The sequence below is a fragment of the Streptomyces sp. NPDC056161 genome (assembly GCF_042268025.1).
Lineage (GTDB): Bacteria > Actinomycetota > Actinomycetes > Streptomycetales > Streptomycetaceae > Streptomyces.
In genome coordinates, this window is the sequence record NZ_JBHJUV010000035.1 from 90,169 (window position 1) to 107,360 (window position 17,192).

Annotated in this window: 18 protein-coding genes; 17 read left to right on the top strand and 1 reads right to left on the bottom strand. The window is 71.0% G+C overall.

From position 1 onward, the window contains the following. The first annotated feature begins 75 nt into the window (after nt 1-75). The 12 genes from rplS to ACFC09_RS29040 all read left to right on the top strand — a co-directional run bounded on the left by rplS (nt 76) and on the right by ACFC09_RS29040 (nt 10,688). Nucleotides 76-426 (top strand): 50S ribosomal protein L19, encoded by a 351-nt coding sequence (gene rplS, locus ACFC09_RS28985; RefSeq protein ID WP_376533276.1) that lies wholly within the window; start codon nt 76-78, stop codon nt 424-426. A gap of 45 nt (nt 427-471) precedes the next feature. Then, nucleotides 472-1,170: a signal peptidase I gene (lepB, locus tag ACFC09_RS28990; protein WP_376533277.1), complete on the top strand. Its 699-nt coding sequence runs from the start codon at nt 472-474 to the stop codon at nt 1,168-1,170. Continuing rightward, nucleotides 1,163-2,254 carry a signal peptidase I gene (gene lepB, locus ACFC09_RS28995; RefSeq protein ID WP_376533278.1) on the top strand — a complete coding sequence of 364 codons (1,092 nt, stop codon included), beginning with the start codon at nt 1,163-1,165 and terminating at the stop codon, nt 2,252-2,254. The genes lepB (ACFC09_RS28990) and lepB (ACFC09_RS28995) overlap by 8 nt, the downstream gene beginning before the upstream one ends. Beyond that, nucleotides 2,142-3,134, top strand: a complete 993-nt coding sequence (lepB, locus tag ACFC09_RS29000) for a signal peptidase I (protein ID WP_376533279.1) — start codon at nt 2,142-2,144, stop codon at nt 3,132-3,134. The genes lepB (ACFC09_RS28995) and lepB (ACFC09_RS29000) overlap by 113 nt, the downstream gene beginning before the upstream one ends. A 341-nt stretch (nt 3,135-3,475) precedes the next feature. Then, the gene (gene lepB, locus ACFC09_RS29005) at nt 3,476-4,249 is read left to right on the top strand and encodes a signal peptidase I (RefSeq protein ID WP_376533280.1); all 774 of its coding nucleotides are present in this window, start codon (nt 3,476-3,478) and stop codon (nt 4,247-4,249) included. Further along, nucleotides 4,239-4,772 carry an NUDIX hydrolase gene (locus ACFC09_RS29010; RefSeq protein WP_376533281.1) on the top strand — a complete coding sequence of 178 codons (534 nt, stop codon included), beginning with the start codon at nt 4,239-4,241 and terminating at the stop codon, nt 4,770-4,772. Before lepB (ACFC09_RS29005) ends, ACFC09_RS29010 begins: the two co-directional genes overlap by 11 nt. Nucleotides 4,773-4,828: 56 nt before the next feature. Beyond that, nucleotides 4,829-5,137, top strand: a complete 309-nt coding sequence (locus ACFC09_RS29015) for a DUF2469 domain-containing protein (RefSeq protein ID WP_003965949.1) — start codon at nt 4,829-4,831, stop codon at nt 5,135-5,137. A 326-nt stretch (nt 5,138-5,463) separates the two neighbouring features. Continuing rightward, the gene (locus ACFC09_RS29020; protein ID WP_376533282.1) at nt 5,464-5,835 is read left to right on the top strand and encodes a YraN family protein; all 372 of its coding nucleotides are present in this window, start codon (nt 5,464-5,466) and stop codon (nt 5,833-5,835) included. A gap of 1 nt (nt 5,836) precedes the next feature. Continuing rightward, entirely contained in the window at nt 5,837-7,456 is a 1,620-nt protein-coding gene (locus ACFC09_RS29025) for a YifB family Mg chelatase-like AAA ATPase (RefSeq protein WP_376533283.1), read from the top strand. After that, on the top strand, nt 7,453-8,613 hold the full coding sequence (gene dprA, locus ACFC09_RS29030; protein WP_376533284.1) for a DNA-processing protein DprA: 1,161 nt from the start codon (nt 7,453-7,455) through the stop codon (nt 8,611-8,613). Before ACFC09_RS29025 ends, dprA begins: the two co-directional genes overlap by 4 nt. A gap of 292 nt (nt 8,614-8,905) precedes the next feature. Next, nucleotides 8,906-9,748, top strand: a complete 843-nt coding sequence (gene whiG / locus ACFC09_RS29035) for an RNA polymerase sigma factor WhiG (protein WP_376533285.1) — start codon at nt 8,906-8,908, stop codon at nt 9,746-9,748. Nucleotides 9,749-10,130: 382 nt separating this feature from the next. Continuing rightward, a complete protein-coding gene (locus ACFC09_RS29040) occupies nt 10,131-10,688 on the top strand; it encodes a TetR/AcrR family transcriptional regulator (protein WP_376533292.1) in 558 nt (185 codons plus the stop codon). A 313-nt stretch (nt 10,689-11,001) separates the two neighbouring features. Here ACFC09_RS29040 and ACFC09_RS29045 read toward each other — a convergent pair whose 3' ends face one another. Further along, the gene (locus tag ACFC09_RS29045; protein ID WP_376533293.1) at nt 11,002-11,646 is read right to left on the bottom strand and encodes a M23 family metallopeptidase; all 645 of its coding nucleotides are present in this window, start codon (nt 11,644-11,646) and stop codon (nt 11,002-11,004) included. A 379-nt stretch (nt 11,647-12,025) separates the two neighbouring features. Between ACFC09_RS29045 and rpsB the strand changes: the two genes are divergently transcribed. The 5 genes from rpsB (at nt 12,026) to ACFC09_RS29070 (ending at nt 16,787) form a co-directional block, all read left to right on the top strand. Next, a complete protein-coding gene (rpsB, locus tag ACFC09_RS29050; protein WP_376533286.1) occupies nt 12,026-12,958 on the top strand; it encodes a 30S ribosomal protein S2 in 933 nt (310 codons plus the stop codon). Between the two features lie 157 nt (nt 12,959-13,115). After that, nucleotides 13,116-13,952, top strand: a complete 837-nt coding sequence (tsf, locus tag ACFC09_RS29055; protein ID WP_376533287.1) for a translation elongation factor Ts — start codon at nt 13,116-13,118, stop codon at nt 13,950-13,952. A gap of 189 nt (nt 13,953-14,141) precedes the next feature. Further along, on the top strand, nt 14,142-14,900 hold the full coding sequence (pyrH, locus tag ACFC09_RS29060; RefSeq protein ID WP_376533288.1) for a UMP kinase: 759 nt from the start codon (nt 14,142-14,144) through the stop codon (nt 14,898-14,900). Between the two features lie 145 nt (nt 14,901-15,045). After that, nucleotides 15,046-15,603 carry a ribosome recycling factor gene (gene frr, locus ACFC09_RS29065; protein ID WP_376533289.1) on the top strand — a complete coding sequence of 186 codons (558 nt, stop codon included), beginning with the start codon at nt 15,046-15,048 and terminating at the stop codon, nt 15,601-15,603. Next, nucleotides 15,603-16,787, top strand: coding sequence for a phosphatidate cytidylyltransferase (locus ACFC09_RS29070; RefSeq protein WP_376533290.1), 1,185 nt, complete (start codon nt 15,603-15,605; stop codon nt 16,785-16,787). The genes frr and ACFC09_RS29070 overlap by 1 nt, the downstream gene beginning before the upstream one ends. The last annotated feature ends 405 nt before the right edge of the window (nt 16,788-17,192 follow it).

Genomic DNA, 17,192 nt, shown 5'->3' on the forward strand with positions numbered 1-17,192 from the left:
ATCCGCACGGCACTCCTTTGACGAACATCTAGTTCCCGTTGATGACCTGTGGCATCAGCGAAGAAAGCAGACGACATGTCCCACCTGCTCGACTCCGTCGACGCGGCTGCGCTGCGCAGCGACATTCCGGCCTTCCGTCCGGGTGACACCGTCAACGTCCACGTCCGCGTCATCGAGGGCAACCGCTCCCGTGTGCAGCAGTTCAAGGGCGTGGTGATCCGTCGCCAGGGCTCCGGCGTCCGCGAGACCTTCACGGTCCGCAAGGTCTCCTTCTCCGTCGGTGTCGAGCGGACCTTCCCGGTGCACACCCCGATCGTCGAGAAGATCGAGCTGGTCACCAAGGGTGACGTGCGCCGCGCCAAGCTCTACTACCTGCGCGACCTGCGCGGCAAGGCCGCGAAGATCAAGGAGAAGCGCGAGAGCTGAGCGCTCCCGGGAGTTCCCAGCCGGGCCGGATAACATCAGCCCGCGATGGACACCGAAGCACAGCCGACGAGACGCGACCGTTCCTCCTCAAGCCCCGGCGCACCGGGCACGGAGGGGCGGTCGCGTTTCGCGTTCGTGTCGCGGTTCGCCGACTGGCTGCCGGGCGGACGGATCACCCTCACCCTCTTCGTCTGCCTGCTGTTCCTGCTGCTCCTCAACACGTACGTGGCACAGCCGTTCCAGATCCCGAGCGGATCCATGGAGAACGGGCTGAGGATCGGCGACCGCGTCCTCGTGAACAAGGTGGCGTACCGTTTCGGTGCCGGGCCGCGCCGTGGTGACGTGGTCGTATTCGACGGAACCGGGTATTTCGGGGACGCGGACTACATCAAGCGCGTTGTGGGTGTAGGCGGGGACCACGTGGTCTGCTGCGACGAGGAGGGGAGGATCGAGGTGAACGGCCGACCGGTCGACGAGACGGCGTTCCTCTATCCCGGGGACAGCCCGTCCACCGTGCCCTTCGACGTCGTCGTACCCCCGGGCAGGCTGTTCGTCCTCGGCGACCACCGCGGCGACTCCAGCGACTCCCGCGACCACCTGGGCTCCCCGGGCGGCGGCATGATCCCCGTGGCCGAGGTGATCGGGCGCGCGGACTGGATCGTCTGGCCCGTCGCCCACTGGACCCACCTCGACCGCCCGACCGCCTACGCGCGCGTGCCCGCGGCGGAGCAGCCGCATGGGTAACCGCGGCAAGCCCCGCGGTGCGCCCGGCGACGCGGCCGACGGCCCGCTGCCCACCGGCGGCCGGCGCGCGGCCGGTCCGGCCGGCGGCCGGACCCGCGCGGAGCGGCGCAAGCTCCAGCGCAAGGTCAAGCGCAAGCGCAGGCGCAGCGCGGTGCGGGAGATACCGCTCCTGGTCGGCGTGGCCGTGCTGATAGCGCTGGTCCTGAAGACCTTCCTCGTCCAGGCGTTCGTGATCCCGTCGGGCTCCATGGAGCAGACGATCCGGATCGGCGACCGCGTCCTGGTCGACAAGCTCACCCCGTGGTTCGGCTCCGAACCGAAGCGCGGGGACGTCGTCGTCTTCCACGACCCGGGCGGCTGGCTGGGCGGCGAGCAGGCCGGCAAGAAGAACGACCCCGTCGTCGTCAAGCAGATCAAGGAAGGGCTGACCTTCATCGGGCTGCTGCCCTCCGACAACGAGAAGGACCTCATCAAGCGGGTCATCGGGGTCGGCGGGGATCATGTCAAGTGCTGCGACACGCAGGGCCGGATCACCGTGAACGGCGTTCCGCTGTCCGAGTCGGACTACCTGTATCCGGGCGACGTCCCCTCCAGCACGCCGTTCGACGTCACCGTCCCCCAGGGGCGGCTGTGGGTGATGGGCGACCACCGCGGCAACTCCGCGGACTCCCGAGCCCACCAGAACACCGACTACGGCGGCACGGTCTCCGTGAACTCCGTGGTGGGCCGGGCCATGGTCATCGGCTGGCCCGTCGGACACTGGTCCCGTCTGACCGAACCTAAAACCTTCGCAAGCGTCTCCGACTCGGCGTCGGGCTCGACCGCGGCCCCCCGGCTGTCGCATAGGGTTGCCTCCGACGATCCGGACGGAATGATCCAGCTCCCGACTCCTGCGGAACTCCCGCTCGTTATGGGAGTGGTGGGCCTGCACCGTACCCGGAGCAGGCGGCGGCACGGCGTAAGGAGTTGGCGTGGGGGATGTGGCGGTTGGCGCACGGTCGGGATACGACGGCGAAGAACACCGCGGGCGCCCCGTGGAATCGAGCGAACCCACGGCGGAGAACGCCGTGACCTCCGGGAATGAGCCCGAATCGGCCCCGGACGGAAGGCCCGCAGAGGGGCAGCCCCCGGCGGTCGGCACTCCGGACGAGGGTCCGGGCGGCTCGGCTCCCGGGCCGAGGAAACCGCGCTCCTTCTGGAAGGAGCTGCCGATCCTGGTCGTCATCGCACTGGTGCTGGCACTGCTGATCAAGACGTTCCTGGTGCAGGCGTTCTCGATCCCGTCGGACTCGATGCAGAACACCCTCCAGCAGGGTGACCGCGTCCTGGTCGACAAGCTCACCCCGTGGTTCGGCTCCAAGCCCGACCGCGGCGAGGTCGTCGTCTTCCACGACCCGGACAACTGGCTCGCGGGGGAGCCGGCGCCGAACCCGAACCCGGTGCAGAAGGTCCTCAGCTGGATCGGCCTGATGCCGTCCGCGGAGGAGAAGGACCTGATCAAGCGGGTCATCGGCGTCGGCGGTGACACGGTCGAGTGCAAGAACACCGGCCCGCTGCTGGTCAACGGCAAGCCGCTGAACGAGCCGTACGTCTACCCCGGGAACACGCCGTGCAGCGTGGACGACCAGGGCGGCCAGTTCAAGGTGACGGTCCCCAAGGGCTACCTCTGGGTGATGGGCGACCACCGCCAGAACTCCCGCGACTCGCGCTACAACCAGTCCGACAAGAACCACGGCATGGTTCCCGTCGACGAGGTCGTCGGCCGCGCCATCGTCCGGGCCTGGCCGATCAACCGCTGGGGCACCCTGCCGGTCCCGGACACCTTCGATCAGCCGGGTCTCGACCAGCAGTCCTCTTCCGCCGCCGCCCCGCTGCCGGTGGGCCCCGAGAGCATCGCGCTCGTGGGCGTGCTGCCGGTGGTGGTGTGGCGCCGCCGACGGGCCGCTGCGAGCCGGACCCGCTGAGAAGACCGGAGCGAAGCGGAACCCCGGGGTCTGCCGTGGACCCCGGGACCGTGGTGGGCATGGGGCCCGGGTGATCCCGGGCACCGGGGAGGAACCCGGGGCCGTGCGCCCGGGAAGGTCCGTTCGTCCGGGCCGTGGGCCTGGAGGCACTTGTTCGTCCGGGCCGTGGACCTGAAGATGTCCGTTCGTCCGGCTTGTGGGCCCGGGGAAGTCCGTCCGTCCGGGCCGCCCCGCCCGCAAAGGCACCCGCCGGAGCTGTACGAGGCCCAGCCTCCTTCCCCTCCCGGCCGAGGGAGAGGGAGGCTGGGCCCGGTCGGTACCGCCCGGTAGGGTGCGGGTCCATGGGTGGCGAGAGCACGACACGTACGGCCCCGCACCGCGGTGGCACAGGCACGGCACAGGTCGGCAGCCCGCTCGGGCAGCGCCTGTCCGGGGTGGCCGTGGCACTGGGCCTGGTGCTGTTCCTCGGAGGATTCGCGTGGGGCGCGGTGGTCTACCGGCCGTACACCGTGCCCACCAGTTCCATGACCCCGACGATCGACGCCGGTGACCGCGTCCTCGCGGAGCGCATCGACAGCGGCGAGATCCGCCGGGGCGACGTCGTCGTCTTCCAGGACAAGACCTGGGTCACCGGCTCCGACGTGGTCAAGCGCGTGGTCGCGGTCGGCGGGGACACCGTCGCCTGCTGCACCGACGGCAGGCTGACCGTCAACGGCAAACAGATCGACGAGCCCTACCTCCCCAAGGGCAGCGCGGCCGAACTCACGGGCTTCCCGACCGTCAAGGTTCCCTCGGGCCGCCTCTTCCTCCTCGGTGACGAGCGGCAGGGCTCGCTGGACTCCACCGCCCACCTCACCGACGCCGCCCGCGGCACCGTCGCCGCCGGCGCCGTGTCCGCCCGCGTCGACGCCGTCGTCTGGCCCCTGAACGGCATGCTGGCGCGGCCCACCGGCTTCGAGGCGCTGGGCGCCCTCTCCCAGCCGGGTCCGCTGCGCACCATCGTCGTGCTGATCGTGGCCGGGGCGGTGCTCGTCCTCGCCGGCGGTGCCTACGGCCCGGTCGCCAAGCTGCTGAGCCGTTCCCGGACGCGCCCGGAGCCCGCCGGTGCCCACTGAAGCCCGGGATCCGGGCGCGGATTCCTTCGCGGGCGGCCTGCGCCGCGTCGCCCGAGTGGTGCTGCTTGACCCCGGCGACCGCATACTGCTGTTGCACGGCCATGAGCCGGACGACCCGGCCGACGACTGGTGGTTCACGCCCGGCGGCGGCCTGGAGGGCGACGAGACCCGCGAGCAGGCGGCGCTGCGGGAACTGGCCGAGGAGACCGGTATCACCGACGTCGAACTCGGCCCGGTGCTCTGGCGCCGCCGGTGCTCCTTCCCGTTCGCAGGCCGCCGCTGGAACCAGGACGAGTGGTACTACCTGGCCCGTACGGCCCACGCGCCCCGGCGGGAGCCCGAGCCGCTGGCCCTGACCGAGCTGGAGCGCCGCAGCGTCGCCGGAGCGAGGTGGTGGACGTGTCGGGAACTCGCCCGGGCGCATGAGACGGTGTACCCGACCAGACTCGCCGAGCTGCTCCGGACGCTGCTCGACGAAGGTCCCCCGGCCAAGCCCGTGACCCTTGACACGGAAATCGTCTAGAGGCGCGCGGGACTGGCGCACAATGGTGGGATCGCACGGCTGAAGGGGAACATGCCATGAGCGCCGAGGACCTCGAAAAGTACGAGACCGAGATGGAGCTGAAGCTCTACCGGGAGTACCGCGATGTCGTCGGTCTGTTCAAATACGTGATCGAGACCGAGCGGCGCTTCTACCTCACCAACGACTACGAGATGCAGGTGCACTCGGTACAGGGCGAGGTGTTCTTCGAGGTGTCCATGGCGGATGCCTGGGTCTGGGACATGTACCGGCCGGCCCGCTTCGTCAAGCAGGTACGCGTCCTGACGTTCAAGGACGTGAACATCGAGGAGCTGAACAAGAGCGACCTGGAGCTTCCGGGCGGCTGAGGGGACGCCCGGGACGGCTGACGGGACCCTGGGCGGCTGAGGGGACGTCCGGGACGGCTGAGGGGACTTCTCGGTCGGGTACGGGATTTACTGCGCCGTACGGGATTTCCTGGGCTGTGCGGGATTTTCCAGCTGTACGGGATTTCCTTGGGCTGATGGCGATGGGGGTCCTTTGGGTCGTACGGGATTCCTGTCCGGTGGGGATCCCCCGGGCCGACGAGAGGTGCACGGGCGGGTGACGAGGTTGTCCACAACCGGCGGGTAACCCACCAAGATCCACTTCCTCCGGCCGGATACGCGACGGTGGGCGCGGAGGTGGTGCCCACATGAACGCACAGCAGGCACGCAACGCACTCGGCAGGTACGGCGAGGACCTGGCCGCTCGGCGCCTGACCGAGTCCGGGATGACGGTTCTGGAGCGCAACTGGCGCTGCGGCCGCTCCGGCGAGATCGACATCGTGGCCCGGGACGGGGACACGCTCGTCCTCTGCGAGGTGAAGACACGCCGTGGCGGGTGCTACGAGCATCCGATGGCCGCGGTGACCCCACAGAAGGCGCACCGGCTGCGGGACCTCGCCGAGCGCTGGATCCAGACCCACGGCGGCGCACCGCCCGGCGGCGCCCGCATCGATCTGGTCGGAGTCCTCGTGCCGGACCGCGGAGCCCCCGTGGTCGAGCACGCGCGGGGGGTGGCCTGAGATGGGGTTCGCCCGGACGTGCTCCGTGGCGCTGGTGGGCGTCGAGGGTGTGGTGGTCGAGGTCCAGGCCGACCTGGAACCGGGAGTGGCGGCGTTCACACTGGTGGGGCTGCCGGACAAGAGCCTGACGGAGAGCAGGGACCGGGTGCGGGCCGCGGTGGTGAACTCCGGGGCGTCCTGGCCGTCGAAGAAGCTCACAGTGGGCCTCAGCCCGGCCTCGGTGCCGAAGGCGGGCAGTGGCTTCGACCTCGCCGTGGCCTGCGCGGTGCTCGGCGCCGCCGAGCGGATCGACCCCCGGGTCCTCGCCGACATCGTGATGATCGGCGAACTGGGCCTGGACGGCCGGGTGCGCCCGGTCCGGGGCATCCTGCCGGCCGTGCTGGCCGCGGCCGACGCCGGATACGAGCAGGTGGTGGTGCCGGAGTGTGCCGCGGCCGAGGCGTCGCTGGTGCCCGGGGTGTCGGTGCTCGGCATCCGCAGTCTGCGCCAGTTGATCGCCGTGCTGGCGGACGAGCCCGTACCCGACGAGGAACCCGACGAGCCGGGCCGCCCCGATTCGCTCCGCGCGGGGCTGCGGGTGCCCGGCGCGGGCGCGGCCACCGGCATGCGGGGCATCGGTGCCGCACAGCACGACCACGACCTCGCCGACGTGGTGGGGCAGCACTCGGCGCGCACGGCGGTCGAGGTGGCCGCCGCGGGCGGTCACCACCTCTTCCTGGAAGGGCCGCCCGGAGCGGGCAAGACGATGCTCGCGGAGCGGCTGCCCGCCGTGCTGCCCCGGCTCGGCCGGGAGGAGTCGCTGGAGGTCACGGCGGTCCACTCGGTGGCGGGCCTGCTGCCGCCGGGCAAACCGCTGATCGACGTGGCGCCGTACTGCGCTCCGCACCACTCGGCCACGATGCAGTCGCTCGTCGGCGGCGGCCAGGGCATCGCACGCCCCGGCGCGGTGTCGTTGGCTCACAGAGGAGTGCTGTTCCTGGACGAGACGCCGGAATTCCGCAGTCAGGCCCTGGACGCGCTGCGGCAGCCCCTGGAGGCGGGGCACGTGGTGATCGCGCGCAGCGCCGGGGTGGTCAGGTTCCCGGCCCGGTTCCTGATGGTACTGGCGGCGAACCCCTGTCCGTGCGGCCGCTTCTCGCAGCGGGACGCGCTGTGCGAATGCCCGCCGTCGTTGATCCGCCGCTATCAGGCGCGGCTGTCCGGCCCACTGCTCGACCGGGTCGACCTCCGCGTCGAGGTGGACCCCGTGACGCGCGCCGAACTGACCCGGCCCGGTGCCCGTGGCGAGTCCACCGCGACGGTCGCCGACCGGGTCCGGGCGGCCCGGGACCGTGCGGCGGTCCGCCTCACGGGAACTCCGTGGCGCACCAACAGCGAGGTGCCCGGACGGGAGCTGCGCAACCGCTGGCAGCCGGCGAGCGGTGCGCTGGCCGCGGCCGAGCGGAATCTGGAGCGGGGCGCCCTGACGGCCCGGGGACTCGACCGGGTCCTGCGCGTCGCCTGGACGGTCGCCGACCTCGCCGGTCATGACCGGCCCGACGCCGGTGACGTCGCCCTGGCCCTGCAACTGCGCACCGGGGTTCCCCGGGGTGTGCCCATGGCCATCGGGGCACCGGCATGACCGGCGCCGCCCGTCCGGACGACGACCTGCTCTCCCGTGTCCTGCTCACCCGGGTCGTCGAACCCGGCGACGAGGTCGGCGGGCGCTGGCTGCGGGAGTACGGGGTGCGGGAGGTCGCCCGGCGGCTGCGCGCGGGCGGACAGCCGCTGCCAGGGGTGAGCGGGCGACGCTGGGCCGGCCTGCGGGCGCGTGCCCTGCGGGCCGAGCCGAGCCGGGACCTGGAGGTCGCGCGGGCAGCCGGGGTGCGGTTCGTCGCACCGGGGGACGCCGAGTGGCCGGTCCAGCTCGACGACCTGGGCGACGCCCGACCCCTGGGGCTGTGGCTGCGCGGCCGGCCCGGGCTGCGGATGTGGGCGCTCAGATCGGTCGCCGTCGTCGGCGCCCGAGCCTGCACCGAGTACGGCGCCCACATGGCGGCCACCCTCGCCGCGGGGCTCGCCGAGCGCGGCTGGGTCGTGGTGTCGGGCGGCGCCTATGGCATCGACGGTGCCGCCCACCGGGGCGCCCTCGGCGCGGGCGGCGCCACCGTCGCCGTCCTGGCCTGCGGCGTCGACCGCCCCTATCCCCGCGGACACCTCGAATTGATCACCAGGATCGCGGCGCAGGGACTGGTCGTGGGGGAGCTGCCGCCCGGTGACCATCCGACGCCGAGCCGGTTCATCCTGCGCAACCGGGTGATCGCGGCGCTCACCCGGGGCACGGTCGTGGTCGAGGCCGCCCACCGCAGCGGATCCCTGGTCACCGCGCGGGCGGCGCAGCGCCTCGGGCGGTTCACGATGGGGGTGCCCGGCCCCGCCACCAGCTCACGCTCCGCGGGCGTCCACGAACTGCTGCGCGGGGAGGGCGTGCTGGTCACCGACGCCGCGGACGTCGTCGAACTCGTCGGGGACATGGGAGAGCTGGCCCCGGCCAGACACGGTCCGGTCCTCCCTCGTGACCTGCTGGAACCGGGCGCCCGGCGGGTCCTGGCCGCCCTGCCGGCGGGCCGGCCGGCACAGCCGCGGGAGATCGCGTGCGACGCGCAGACCACTGAGGACGAGGTGATCGCGAGGCTGTACGAACTTAGAGCACTTGGATACGTCGAACGACACGGCGACGGCTGGAAGTTGACACGCCAGGCGGTGATGTCGGTCCGGTCCCCTCCGGGGCCCTGCTGACCGAGGGTGTTCGGCCGTCCGGGGGAACCCCGATGCCCTTGGGATTTCCCGGAGTTGACCCGTCCGACAGGTCACGCACGGCGACGCGCCGGGCCTGCTGCAACGGGCCCCGGAGCAGGCCCGCCCACGGGTGGAGCCCCGGCGTTCGCACACCGCGACTCCTCAGTCACGCTACGCTCACGAGGACTCCGGCGCAGACCGGCCCAACTCGATACCAGACCGACAGCCCGCCCACCCACCCCGCTCCACAGCACTTCACGGCACTTCACGGCAGAACGGCACAAGGCGACGAATGCCCCAGCACACCTCCGGGTCCGACCGTGCGGCCATCCCCCCCGCCGCCCGCGACGGTGCCAGCGCACGACCGCCCGCTCCTTCGACACTCGACGAACTGTGGCGGTCGTACAAGGCGACGGGGGACGAGCGGCTGCGGGAGCAGCTGATCCTGCACTACTCGCCGTTGGTGAAGTACGTGGCGGGGCGGGTGAGCGTGGGACTGCCGCCCAACGTGGAGCAGGCGGATTTCGTGTCGTCGGGGGTGTTCGGGCTGATCGACGCGATCGAGAAGTTCGACATCGGGCGGGAGATCAAGTTCGAGACCTACGCGATCACGCGGATCCGGGGCGCGATGATCGACGAGCTGCGGGCGCTGGACTGGATTCCGCGGTCGGTGCGGCAGAAGGCGCGCAATGTGGAACGGGCGTACGCGACGCTGGAGGCGCGGTTGCGGCGCACACCGTCGGAGGGCGAGGTGGCGGCGGAGCTGGGGATCGGGGTGGACGAACTGCACGCCGTATTCGGCCAACTGTCGCTGGCGAACGTGGTGGCGCTGGAAGAACTGCTGCACGTGGGGGGTGAGAGCGGGGACCGGCTGAGCCTCATGGACACGCTGGAGGACACCGCGGCGGACAATCCGGTGGAGGTCGCGGAGGACCGGGAGCTACGGCGGTTTCTGGCGCGGGCGATCAACACGCTGCCGGAACGGGAGAAGACCGTGGTGACGCTGTACTACTACGAGGGACTGACGCTGGCGGAGATCGGGAACGTGCTGGGTGTGACCGAGAGCCGGGTCAGCCAGATCCACACGAAGTCCGTGCTCCAGCTGAGGGCGAAGCTGGCTGGTTTCGGACGGTGACCTGCGACCGGGACGTGCCGCCCTCTCCCGGACCGCGTCGTTCCCAGGTCGCGCTGCTCCCGGGTCGCGCCGGGTCCCTGGCCCCGCCTTCCCCGGGACATACCTGGTCCCGGGTTACGCCTGTCCCGGGTTACGCCTCTCCCTGGCCGTGCCGACCCCGGATCGGTTCGCGCCTGGATCGGACTGTCCCCGGATTGGGCCGGCCCCGGATTGGGTCGTCGCAGGATTATGCGTTCCCGGGCCGTGCTGTTCCCGGGTCGTGTCGGGTTTCGGCCGTGGTCGGGTCCGGGCCGTGTGGACACTCCGGGCGCCGCCGGGTGACTCCCGCGTCGGCGGGCGCGTCCGTACAGTGGTGGGCGTGCCAAGGATTCGAGCGGCCTCAGTGGTCGAGCACCGGTCGATGCAGCGAGCCGCCCTGCTGGACGCGGCCCGGAGCCTGCTGTCCGAGGGCGGTACGGAGGCGCTGACCTTCCCGGCCCTCGCCGAGCGCACCGGGCTCGCGCGGTCGTCCGTGTACGAGTACTTCCGTTCGCGCGCCGCGGTCGTCGAGGAACTGTGCGAGGTCGACTTCCCCGTGTGGGCGGCCGAGGTGGCGGCGGCGATGGAGCGGGCGGACTCGGCCGAGGACAAGGTGGAGGCGTATGTGCGCCGACAACTTGCGCTCGTCGGCGACCGGCGGCACCGCGCCGTCGTGGCGATCTCGGCGAGCGAGCTGGACGCCGGGGCACGGGAGAAGATCCGGGCGGCGCACGGCGGGCTCGTCGCGATGATCGTCGAGGCACTGGAGGAACTGGGGCACGCCCAGCCGCGCCTGGCAGCGATGCTGCTCCAGGGCGTCGTGGACGCGGCGGTCCGCCGCATCGAACTCGGCGCGGCCGAGGACCCCGAGACCATCACGGAGGCCGCCGTGTCGATGGCCCTGCGGGGCGTAAGGGACTGACTCCGTGGCACTTCCCGGTACGGACCCCGGTCCGGGCCGCGGCGGGAGCACGGTGACTGCTTCCGTCTGTCTGCCGGGGGAGCACCGACTCTCGGGGAGTGGTGGGGGCGGAAACCGGACACCGGCCCGCTGCCCAAACCAGAAACCGGCCCTCAGGGAAACGACCCAGGCTCCCGTACCCCCAAGCTCCCGTACCCCCAGGCTCCCGGGCCCCCGGGCCGGGCAGGAAGTCGCGCCCCCGGGCCCCCGGGCTGGACCGGAAGTCGCGCCCCCCCGGGCCTCCGGGCCCCAGGGCCGGGCCGGATGCCAGGTCTCAGGGGAGCGGTACCCCTAGGACCGGCAGCAGTCTTGGCTGCTGCCCCCGGTGCAGCAGCCACGGGGGCAGCAGCAGGAGCGGGTTCAGGTAGGTGCCGCCGCTGAGCAGCCCCCAGTGCAGACAGGGGCCGGCGGCGCAGTGCGTCGCGGTCGGCTCGCCCCGGCCCACGACCTCGCCCGCCGCCACCTCGTCCCCGGTGCGCACCGACGGTCTCACCGGTTGGTAGGTCGTCCGCAGATCCGTCCCCAGCAGCTCGACGGAGACCACGCCCCGCCCGGCCACCCGGCCCGCGAAGGAGATCCGGCCCGCCGCCACCGCCCGTACCGGAGCGTCGGGCGCGGCCACCAGGTCGACGCCCCGGTGCCCGGACCCGTACGGCGTCGCCGGGGGTTCCCAGCCCCGTACCACCGCGGGCCGCGTCCCCACCGGCCAGGCGCGGGCGATGGCCGGCACCGCGGGAGGGGGCGACGCGGGGACCCGTGGCCGTGACGAATCCGCGCGGGTCTGGGAAGGCGGCGCGGGGACCCCCGGCCGCGGTGACTCCGCGCGGGTCGGCGCAAGCGGTGTGGGACCCCCTGACCGGGCCGATTCCGCGCGGGCCGGGGGAGCGGGTCCGCCCAGGACCGCAACCGGTACCACCACCGTCAGCAGCACCGCCCACACCCACACCCATACCCACACCCGTGCCCCCGGCCGGGTCCCCCGGGTCCGCATCGCGCGCCTCACAGACATCGTCCACATGCGAGAACCGTCCCGCACTCCCGCCGGGCACGGCCGGGACCGGTGGACTACTCACCGGTTGTGGACAGCGGCGTCACCCGGTGCCTCGCCGGTCCCGTACACTTCTGGTGGCGACCCGGGTCACCGGGTCGACTTCGCACGCCCCGACACGAACCGGCCGGCAACGGTCCGTTCGGGTCAGCGCCCCTCGGTCCTCACGTGGCAACGGCGCAGGTGGGCGTCAGGCGCGGAAGCCGTCCGGCATCCGCGGCACAACCGAGAAACCCAAGGAGTCACGGCCATGGCCGTCGTCACGATGCGGGAGCTGCTGGAAAGCGGCGTCCACTTCGGTCACCAGACCCGTCGCTGGAACCCGAAGATGAAGCGCTTCATCTTCACCGAGCGCAACGGCATCTACATCATCGACCTGCTCCAGTCGCTGTCGTACATCGACCGCGCCTACGAGTTCGTCAAGGAGACCGTCGCCCACGGCGGCACGGTCATGTTCGTCGGTACCAAGAAGCAGGCGCAGGAGGCCATCGCCGAGCAGGCCACCCGCGTCGGCATGCCGTACGTCAACCAGCGCTGGCTGGGCGGCATGCTCACCAACTTCTCGACCGTCTACAAGCGTCTGCAGCGCCTGAAGGAGCTTGAGCAGATCGACTTCGAGGACGTCGCCTCCTCCGGTCTGACCAAGAAGGAACTTCTCGTGCTCTCCCGCGAGAAGGCCAAGCTGGAGAAGACCCTCGGTGGTATCCGCGAGATGCAGAAGGTGCCCAGCGCCGTCTGGATCGTGGACACCAAGAAGGAGCACATCGCGGTCGGCGAGGCCCGGAAGCTCAACATTCCGGTCGTCGCCATCCTCGACACCAACTGCGACCCCGACGAGGTCGACTACAAGATCCCGGGCAACGACGACGCGATCCGCTCCGTCACCCTGCTCACCCGGGTGATCGCCGACGCCGTCGCCGAGGGCCTGATCGCCCGCTCCGGTGTCGCGACCGAAGGCAAGGGCGAGAAGGCCGCGGGCGAGCCGCTGGCCGAGTGGGAGCGCGACCTGCTGGAGGGTGAGAAGAAGGCCGAGGACGCTCCGGCCGCGGAGGCTGCTGCCGAGGCCCCCGCTGCTGAGGCTCCCGCCGTGGAGGCCCCCGCTGCGGAGGCCCCCGCTGCGGAGGCCCCCGCTGCGGAGGCCGCTGCCGCCGAGGCTCCGGCCGCTGAGGGCGAGCAGGCCTGACCCGTCAGCGCCGCGTCGACGGCGGGAGCGGCGACATGAAGTCCGCTCCCGCCGTTCACCCGTAGGTCAGCACCGGGTCGGGAACCTGCATCTACATGTAGACCACAGACCGTGCAGATCTTCGATCCTTCAGACTTCGAGAGAGATTCACACACTCATGGCGAACTACACCGCCGCCGACGTCAAGAAGCTCCGTGAGCTCACCGGCGCCGGCATGATGGACTGCAAGAAGGCGCTGGACGAGGCCGACGGCAACGTCGAGAAGGCCATCGAGGCGCTTCGCATCAAGGGCCAGAAGGGCGTCGCCAAGCGCGAGGGCCGCTCCGCCGAGAACGGCGCCGTGGTCTCGATCATCGCCGACGACAACTCCTCCGGCGTCATCGTCGAGCTGAAGTGCGAGACGGACTTCGTCGCCAAGGGCGAGAAGTTCCAGGCCGTCGCCGCCACCATCGCCGAGCACGTCGCCAAGACCTCCCCGGCCGATCTGGAGGCCCTGCTCGCCTCCGAGATCGAGGCCGGCAAGACCGTCCAGGCGTTCGTGGACGAGGCCAACGCCAACCTGGGCGAGAAGATCGTCCTGGACCGCTTCGCGCAGTTCGCCGACGGTTTCGTCACCGCTTACATGCACCGCACCATGCCCGACCTGCCGCCGCAGATCGGTGTCCTCGTCGAGCTCGACAAGCCGAACGCCGAGGTCGCCAAGGGCATCGCCCAGCACATCGCCGCCTTCGCGCCGAAGTACCTCGCCAAGGACGACGTCCCGGCCGAGGTCGTCGAGTCCGAGCGCCGCATCGCCGAGGAGACCACTCGCGCGGAGGGCAAGCCGGAGGCCGCGATCGCCAAGATCGTCGAAGGTCGTCTGAACGGCTTCTTCAAGGACGCGACGCTGCTCGGTCAGCCGTACGCGCTCGACAACAAGAAGTCGGTCCAGAAGGTTCTGGACGAGGCCGGTGTCACCCTGAAGCGCTTCGCGCGCATCAAGGTCGGCATCTGAGTCCGTACCGCGATCGACACGCGACCCCGATAGGGTCGACAGCAGTCGTCCGCGCACACCGCCGCACCCGGGCGCGCGGCGGACGACAGCAGATCTGACGAGGAGGCCATTGCCGCGCATGGGAGCGAGAAGCGACCCCACCGGCAATGGCCTTCTTCGTATGCGCACCAGGTGAAAGAGGCGGATCCCATGACCACCAAGGCCCAGAAGAGTGACGACGGCAAAGTACGCGGCCGGTTTCTGCTGAAGCTGTCCGGAGAGGCGTTCTCCGGTGGCGGCGGCCTGGGCGTGGATCCCGACGTGGTGCACAAGATCGCGCGCGAGATCGCCGCGGTCGTCCGGGACGGCGCGCAGATCGCCGTGGTCATCGGCGGCGGCAACTTCTTCCGCGGTGCCGAACTCCAGCAGCGCGGCATGGACCGGGCCCGCTCCGACTACATGGGCATGCTCGGCACGGTGATGAACTGCCTCGCCCTCCAGGACTTCCTGGAGAAGGAGGGCATCCAGTCCCGGGTGCAGACGGCCATCACCATGGGCCAGGTGGCCGAGCCGTACATCCCGTTGCGCGCCGTGCGGCACCTGGAGAAGGGCCGTGTGGTGATCTTCGGCGCCGGTATGGGAATGCCGTACTTCTCCACCGACACCACCGCGGCCCAGCGCGCCCTGGAGATCGACGCCGAGGCGCTGCTGATGGGCAAGAACGGGGTGGACGGGGTGTACGACTCCGACCCGAAGGCCAACCCGGACGCCGTCAAGTTCGACTCCCTCGGCTACGGCGAGGTCATCACCCGCGACCTCAAGGTCGCCGACGCCACGGCCATCACGCTGTGCCGCGACAACAAACTGCCGATCCTTGTGTTCGAGCTTCTCGCCGAAGGCAATATCGCCCGGGCCGTCAAGGGTGAGAAGATCGGCACACTCGTGGGCGACCAGGACGGTCGGCACTGACCGGAGAACCGTCCGGACCCTGACCGGGGGATGGACAAGGACCTGCCGGTCGGGAACCGTGCAGGGAAGAAGACGCGACGCAGCCGGCCGTGGGCCCCGACAAGGAACCGCAGCCGGGCCTACTCAAGACACGCAGGAGCAAGTGGTGATCGAAGAGACCCTCCTCGAAGCCGAGGAGAAGATGGAGAAGGCCGTCGTGGTCGCCAAGGAGGACTTCGCCGCGATCCGCACCGGCCGTGCGCACCCAGCGATGTTCAACAAGATCGTGGCCGACTACTACGGCGCGCCGACGCCGATCAACCAGCTGGCCTCGTTCTCCGTGCCGGAGCCGCGCATGGCGGTCGTCACCCCGTTCGACAAGAGCGCGCTGCGCAACATCGAGCAGGCGATCCGCGACTCCGACCTGGGGGTCAACCCCACCAACGACGGCAACATCATCCGCGTGGTGTTCCCCGAGCTGACCGAGGAGCGCCGCCGCGAGTACATCAAGGTCGCCAAGGGCAAGGGCGAGGACGCGAAGATCTCGATCCGCTCCGTGCGCCGCAAGGCCAAGGAGACCATCGACAAGCTGATCAAGGACGGCGAGGTCGGCGAGGACGAGGGTCGGCGTGCGGAGAAGGAGCTCGACGACACCACGGCGAAGTACGTCGCCCAGGTGGACGAACTCCTCAAGCACAAGGAAGCGGAGCTGCTTGAGGTCTGATGAACGACTCTTCCTGGGGGGCGCCGCCACCGGCCGGGTACTGGGGGCCCACCGACCACGGGCCCGGGCAGGCGTACGCCCAAGGAGCCGCCCCGGCGGGTCCCGCGTACGATGCGCGTGACGCCCAGCAGACTCGCCCCATGCCCATCGTCCCGGACGACGTACCCGCGCATGGCGGTGACCAGGATGGGGACCGTGGGGCCGCTCGGCTGGGCGGCCCCCCGTTCCGAGACGAGACGTTCCGCGGCGGTGCGTACCACGACAGTACGTACTACCCGCAGACCCCGTCGGCGTTCCCGCACGGGGCGCCGCCGCAGAATCCGGAGCCCATGCCCGACGCATCGCAACCCGCCCCCGCACCGCAGAAGAAGAGCGCGGGCCGGGACCTGGGCGCGGCCATAGGCGTCGGCGTCGGGCTCGGCGTGGTCATCGTCGCGTCCCTGTTCATCGTCAAGGCCGTCTTCGTCGGCGTCATAGCGGTCGCCGTCGTGGTGGGGCTGTGGGAGCTGACCAACCGGCTCCAGGAGCGCAAGGACATCAAGGCGCCCCTGGTTCCCCTGGCCGTCGGCGGCGCCGCCATGGTCGTCGCCGGATACGTCCGCGGTGCCCAGGGCGCCTGGGTGGCCATGGCACTGACCGCGCTCGCGGTCCTGGTCTGGCGCATGACGCAGCCACCGGAGGGCTATCTGAAGGACGTCACGGCGGGCGTCTTCGCGGCGTTCTACGTGCCGTTCCTCGCCACCTTCGTCGCGATGATGCTGGACGCCGCCGACGGTCCGTACCGGGTGCTGACCTTCCTGATACTCACGGTCGTCAGCGACACCGGCGCGTACGCCGTGGGCTGGCGCTTCGGCAAGCACAAGCTCGCTCCGCGCATCAGCCCCGGCAAGACCCGCGAGGGGCTGCTCGGCGCCGTACTGTTCGCGATGGTCGCCGGTGCCCTGTGCATGCAGTTCCTGATCGACGACGGCACCTGGTGGCAGGGCCTGCTCCTCGGCCTGGCGGTCGCGGCCAGCGCCACCCTCGGTGACCTCGGCGAATCCATGATCAAGCGGGATCTGGGCATCAAGGACATGGGCACCCTGCTCCCCGGTCACGGCGGCATCATGGACCGGCTCGACTCGCTCCTGCCGACGGCGCCCGTGGTGTGGCTGCTGATGGTGCTGTTCGTCGGATCCGCCTGACGGTACGCACCCGGTACGCATCCGGCACGCATGCGAACCCCTCGCCGGTCACCGGGCGGGGGGTTCGTCCGCTGAGGCCCACGGTGCCGGAGGTCTCGGCAGCTTCCCCTCGGCCGCATCGGTGGCGCCTCCGCCGTACTCGGCGGCTCGGAGCGTCGGCCCGTCCGGCGGCGACACGCATGCGGGTAGGCGGAGGCGCTCGCGCGGGTAGGCGGAGGTGCTCGCGCGGTTAGGCGGCGATGCGCACCTGGGGATCGACGGCCGCAGGCCACGGGAACCGATCTGCGACACTGGGAAAACCATGCCTAAGCCCGGAGAACTGGCGAGCCTCCAACGGAATCAGGCCCCCCACCTGCACATTTAGGATCGATGGAGGGCCTGTCGCGGGTTACTGGGCCGTCTCTG

Excerpts from the sequence above, each read along its gene's own strand:
- rplS (WP_376533276.1), top strand. The coding sequence starts at position 76 with ATGTCCCACCTGCTCGACTCCGTCGACGCGGCTGCGCTGCGCAGCGAC.
- lepB (WP_376533277.1), top strand. The coding sequence starts at position 472 with ATGGACACCGAAGCACAGCCGACGAGACGCGACCGTTCCTCCTCAAGC.
- lepB (WP_376533278.1), top strand. The coding sequence starts at position 1,163 with ATGGGTAACCGCGGCAAGCCCCGCGGTGCGCCCGGCGACGCGGCCGAC.
- lepB (WP_376533280.1), top strand. The coding sequence starts at position 3,476 with ATGGGTGGCGAGAGCACGACACGTACGGCCCCGCACCGCGGTGGCACA.
- ACFC09_RS29015 (WP_003965949.1), top strand. The coding sequence starts at position 4,829 with ATGAGCGCCGAGGACCTCGAAAAGTACGAGACCGAGATGGAGCTGAAG.
- ACFC09_RS29020 (WP_376533282.1), top strand. The coding sequence starts at position 5,464 with ATGAACGCACAGCAGGCACGCAACGCACTCGGCAGGTACGGCGAGGAC.
- ACFC09_RS29025 (WP_376533283.1), top strand. The coding sequence starts at position 5,837 with ATGGGGTTCGCCCGGACGTGCTCCGTGGCGCTGGTGGGCGTCGAGGGT.
- dprA (WP_376533284.1), top strand. The coding sequence starts at position 7,453 with ATGACCGGCGCCGCCCGTCCGGACGACGACCTGCTCTCCCGTGTCCTG.
- whiG (WP_376533285.1), top strand. The coding sequence starts at position 8,906 with ATGCCCCAGCACACCTCCGGGTCCGACCGTGCGGCCATCCCCCCCGCC.
- rpsB (WP_376533286.1), top strand. The coding sequence starts at position 12,026 with ATGGCCGTCGTCACGATGCGGGAGCTGCTGGAAAGCGGCGTCCACTTC.
- tsf (WP_376533287.1), top strand. The coding sequence starts at position 13,116 with ATGGCGAACTACACCGCCGCCGACGTCAAGAAGCTCCGTGAGCTCACC.
- pyrH (WP_376533288.1), top strand. The coding sequence starts at position 14,142 with ATGACCACCAAGGCCCAGAAGAGTGACGACGGCAAAGTACGCGGCCGG.
- ACFC09_RS29070 (WP_376533290.1), top strand. The coding sequence starts at position 15,603 with ATGAACGACTCTTCCTGGGGGGCGCCGCCACCGGCCGGGTACTGGGGG.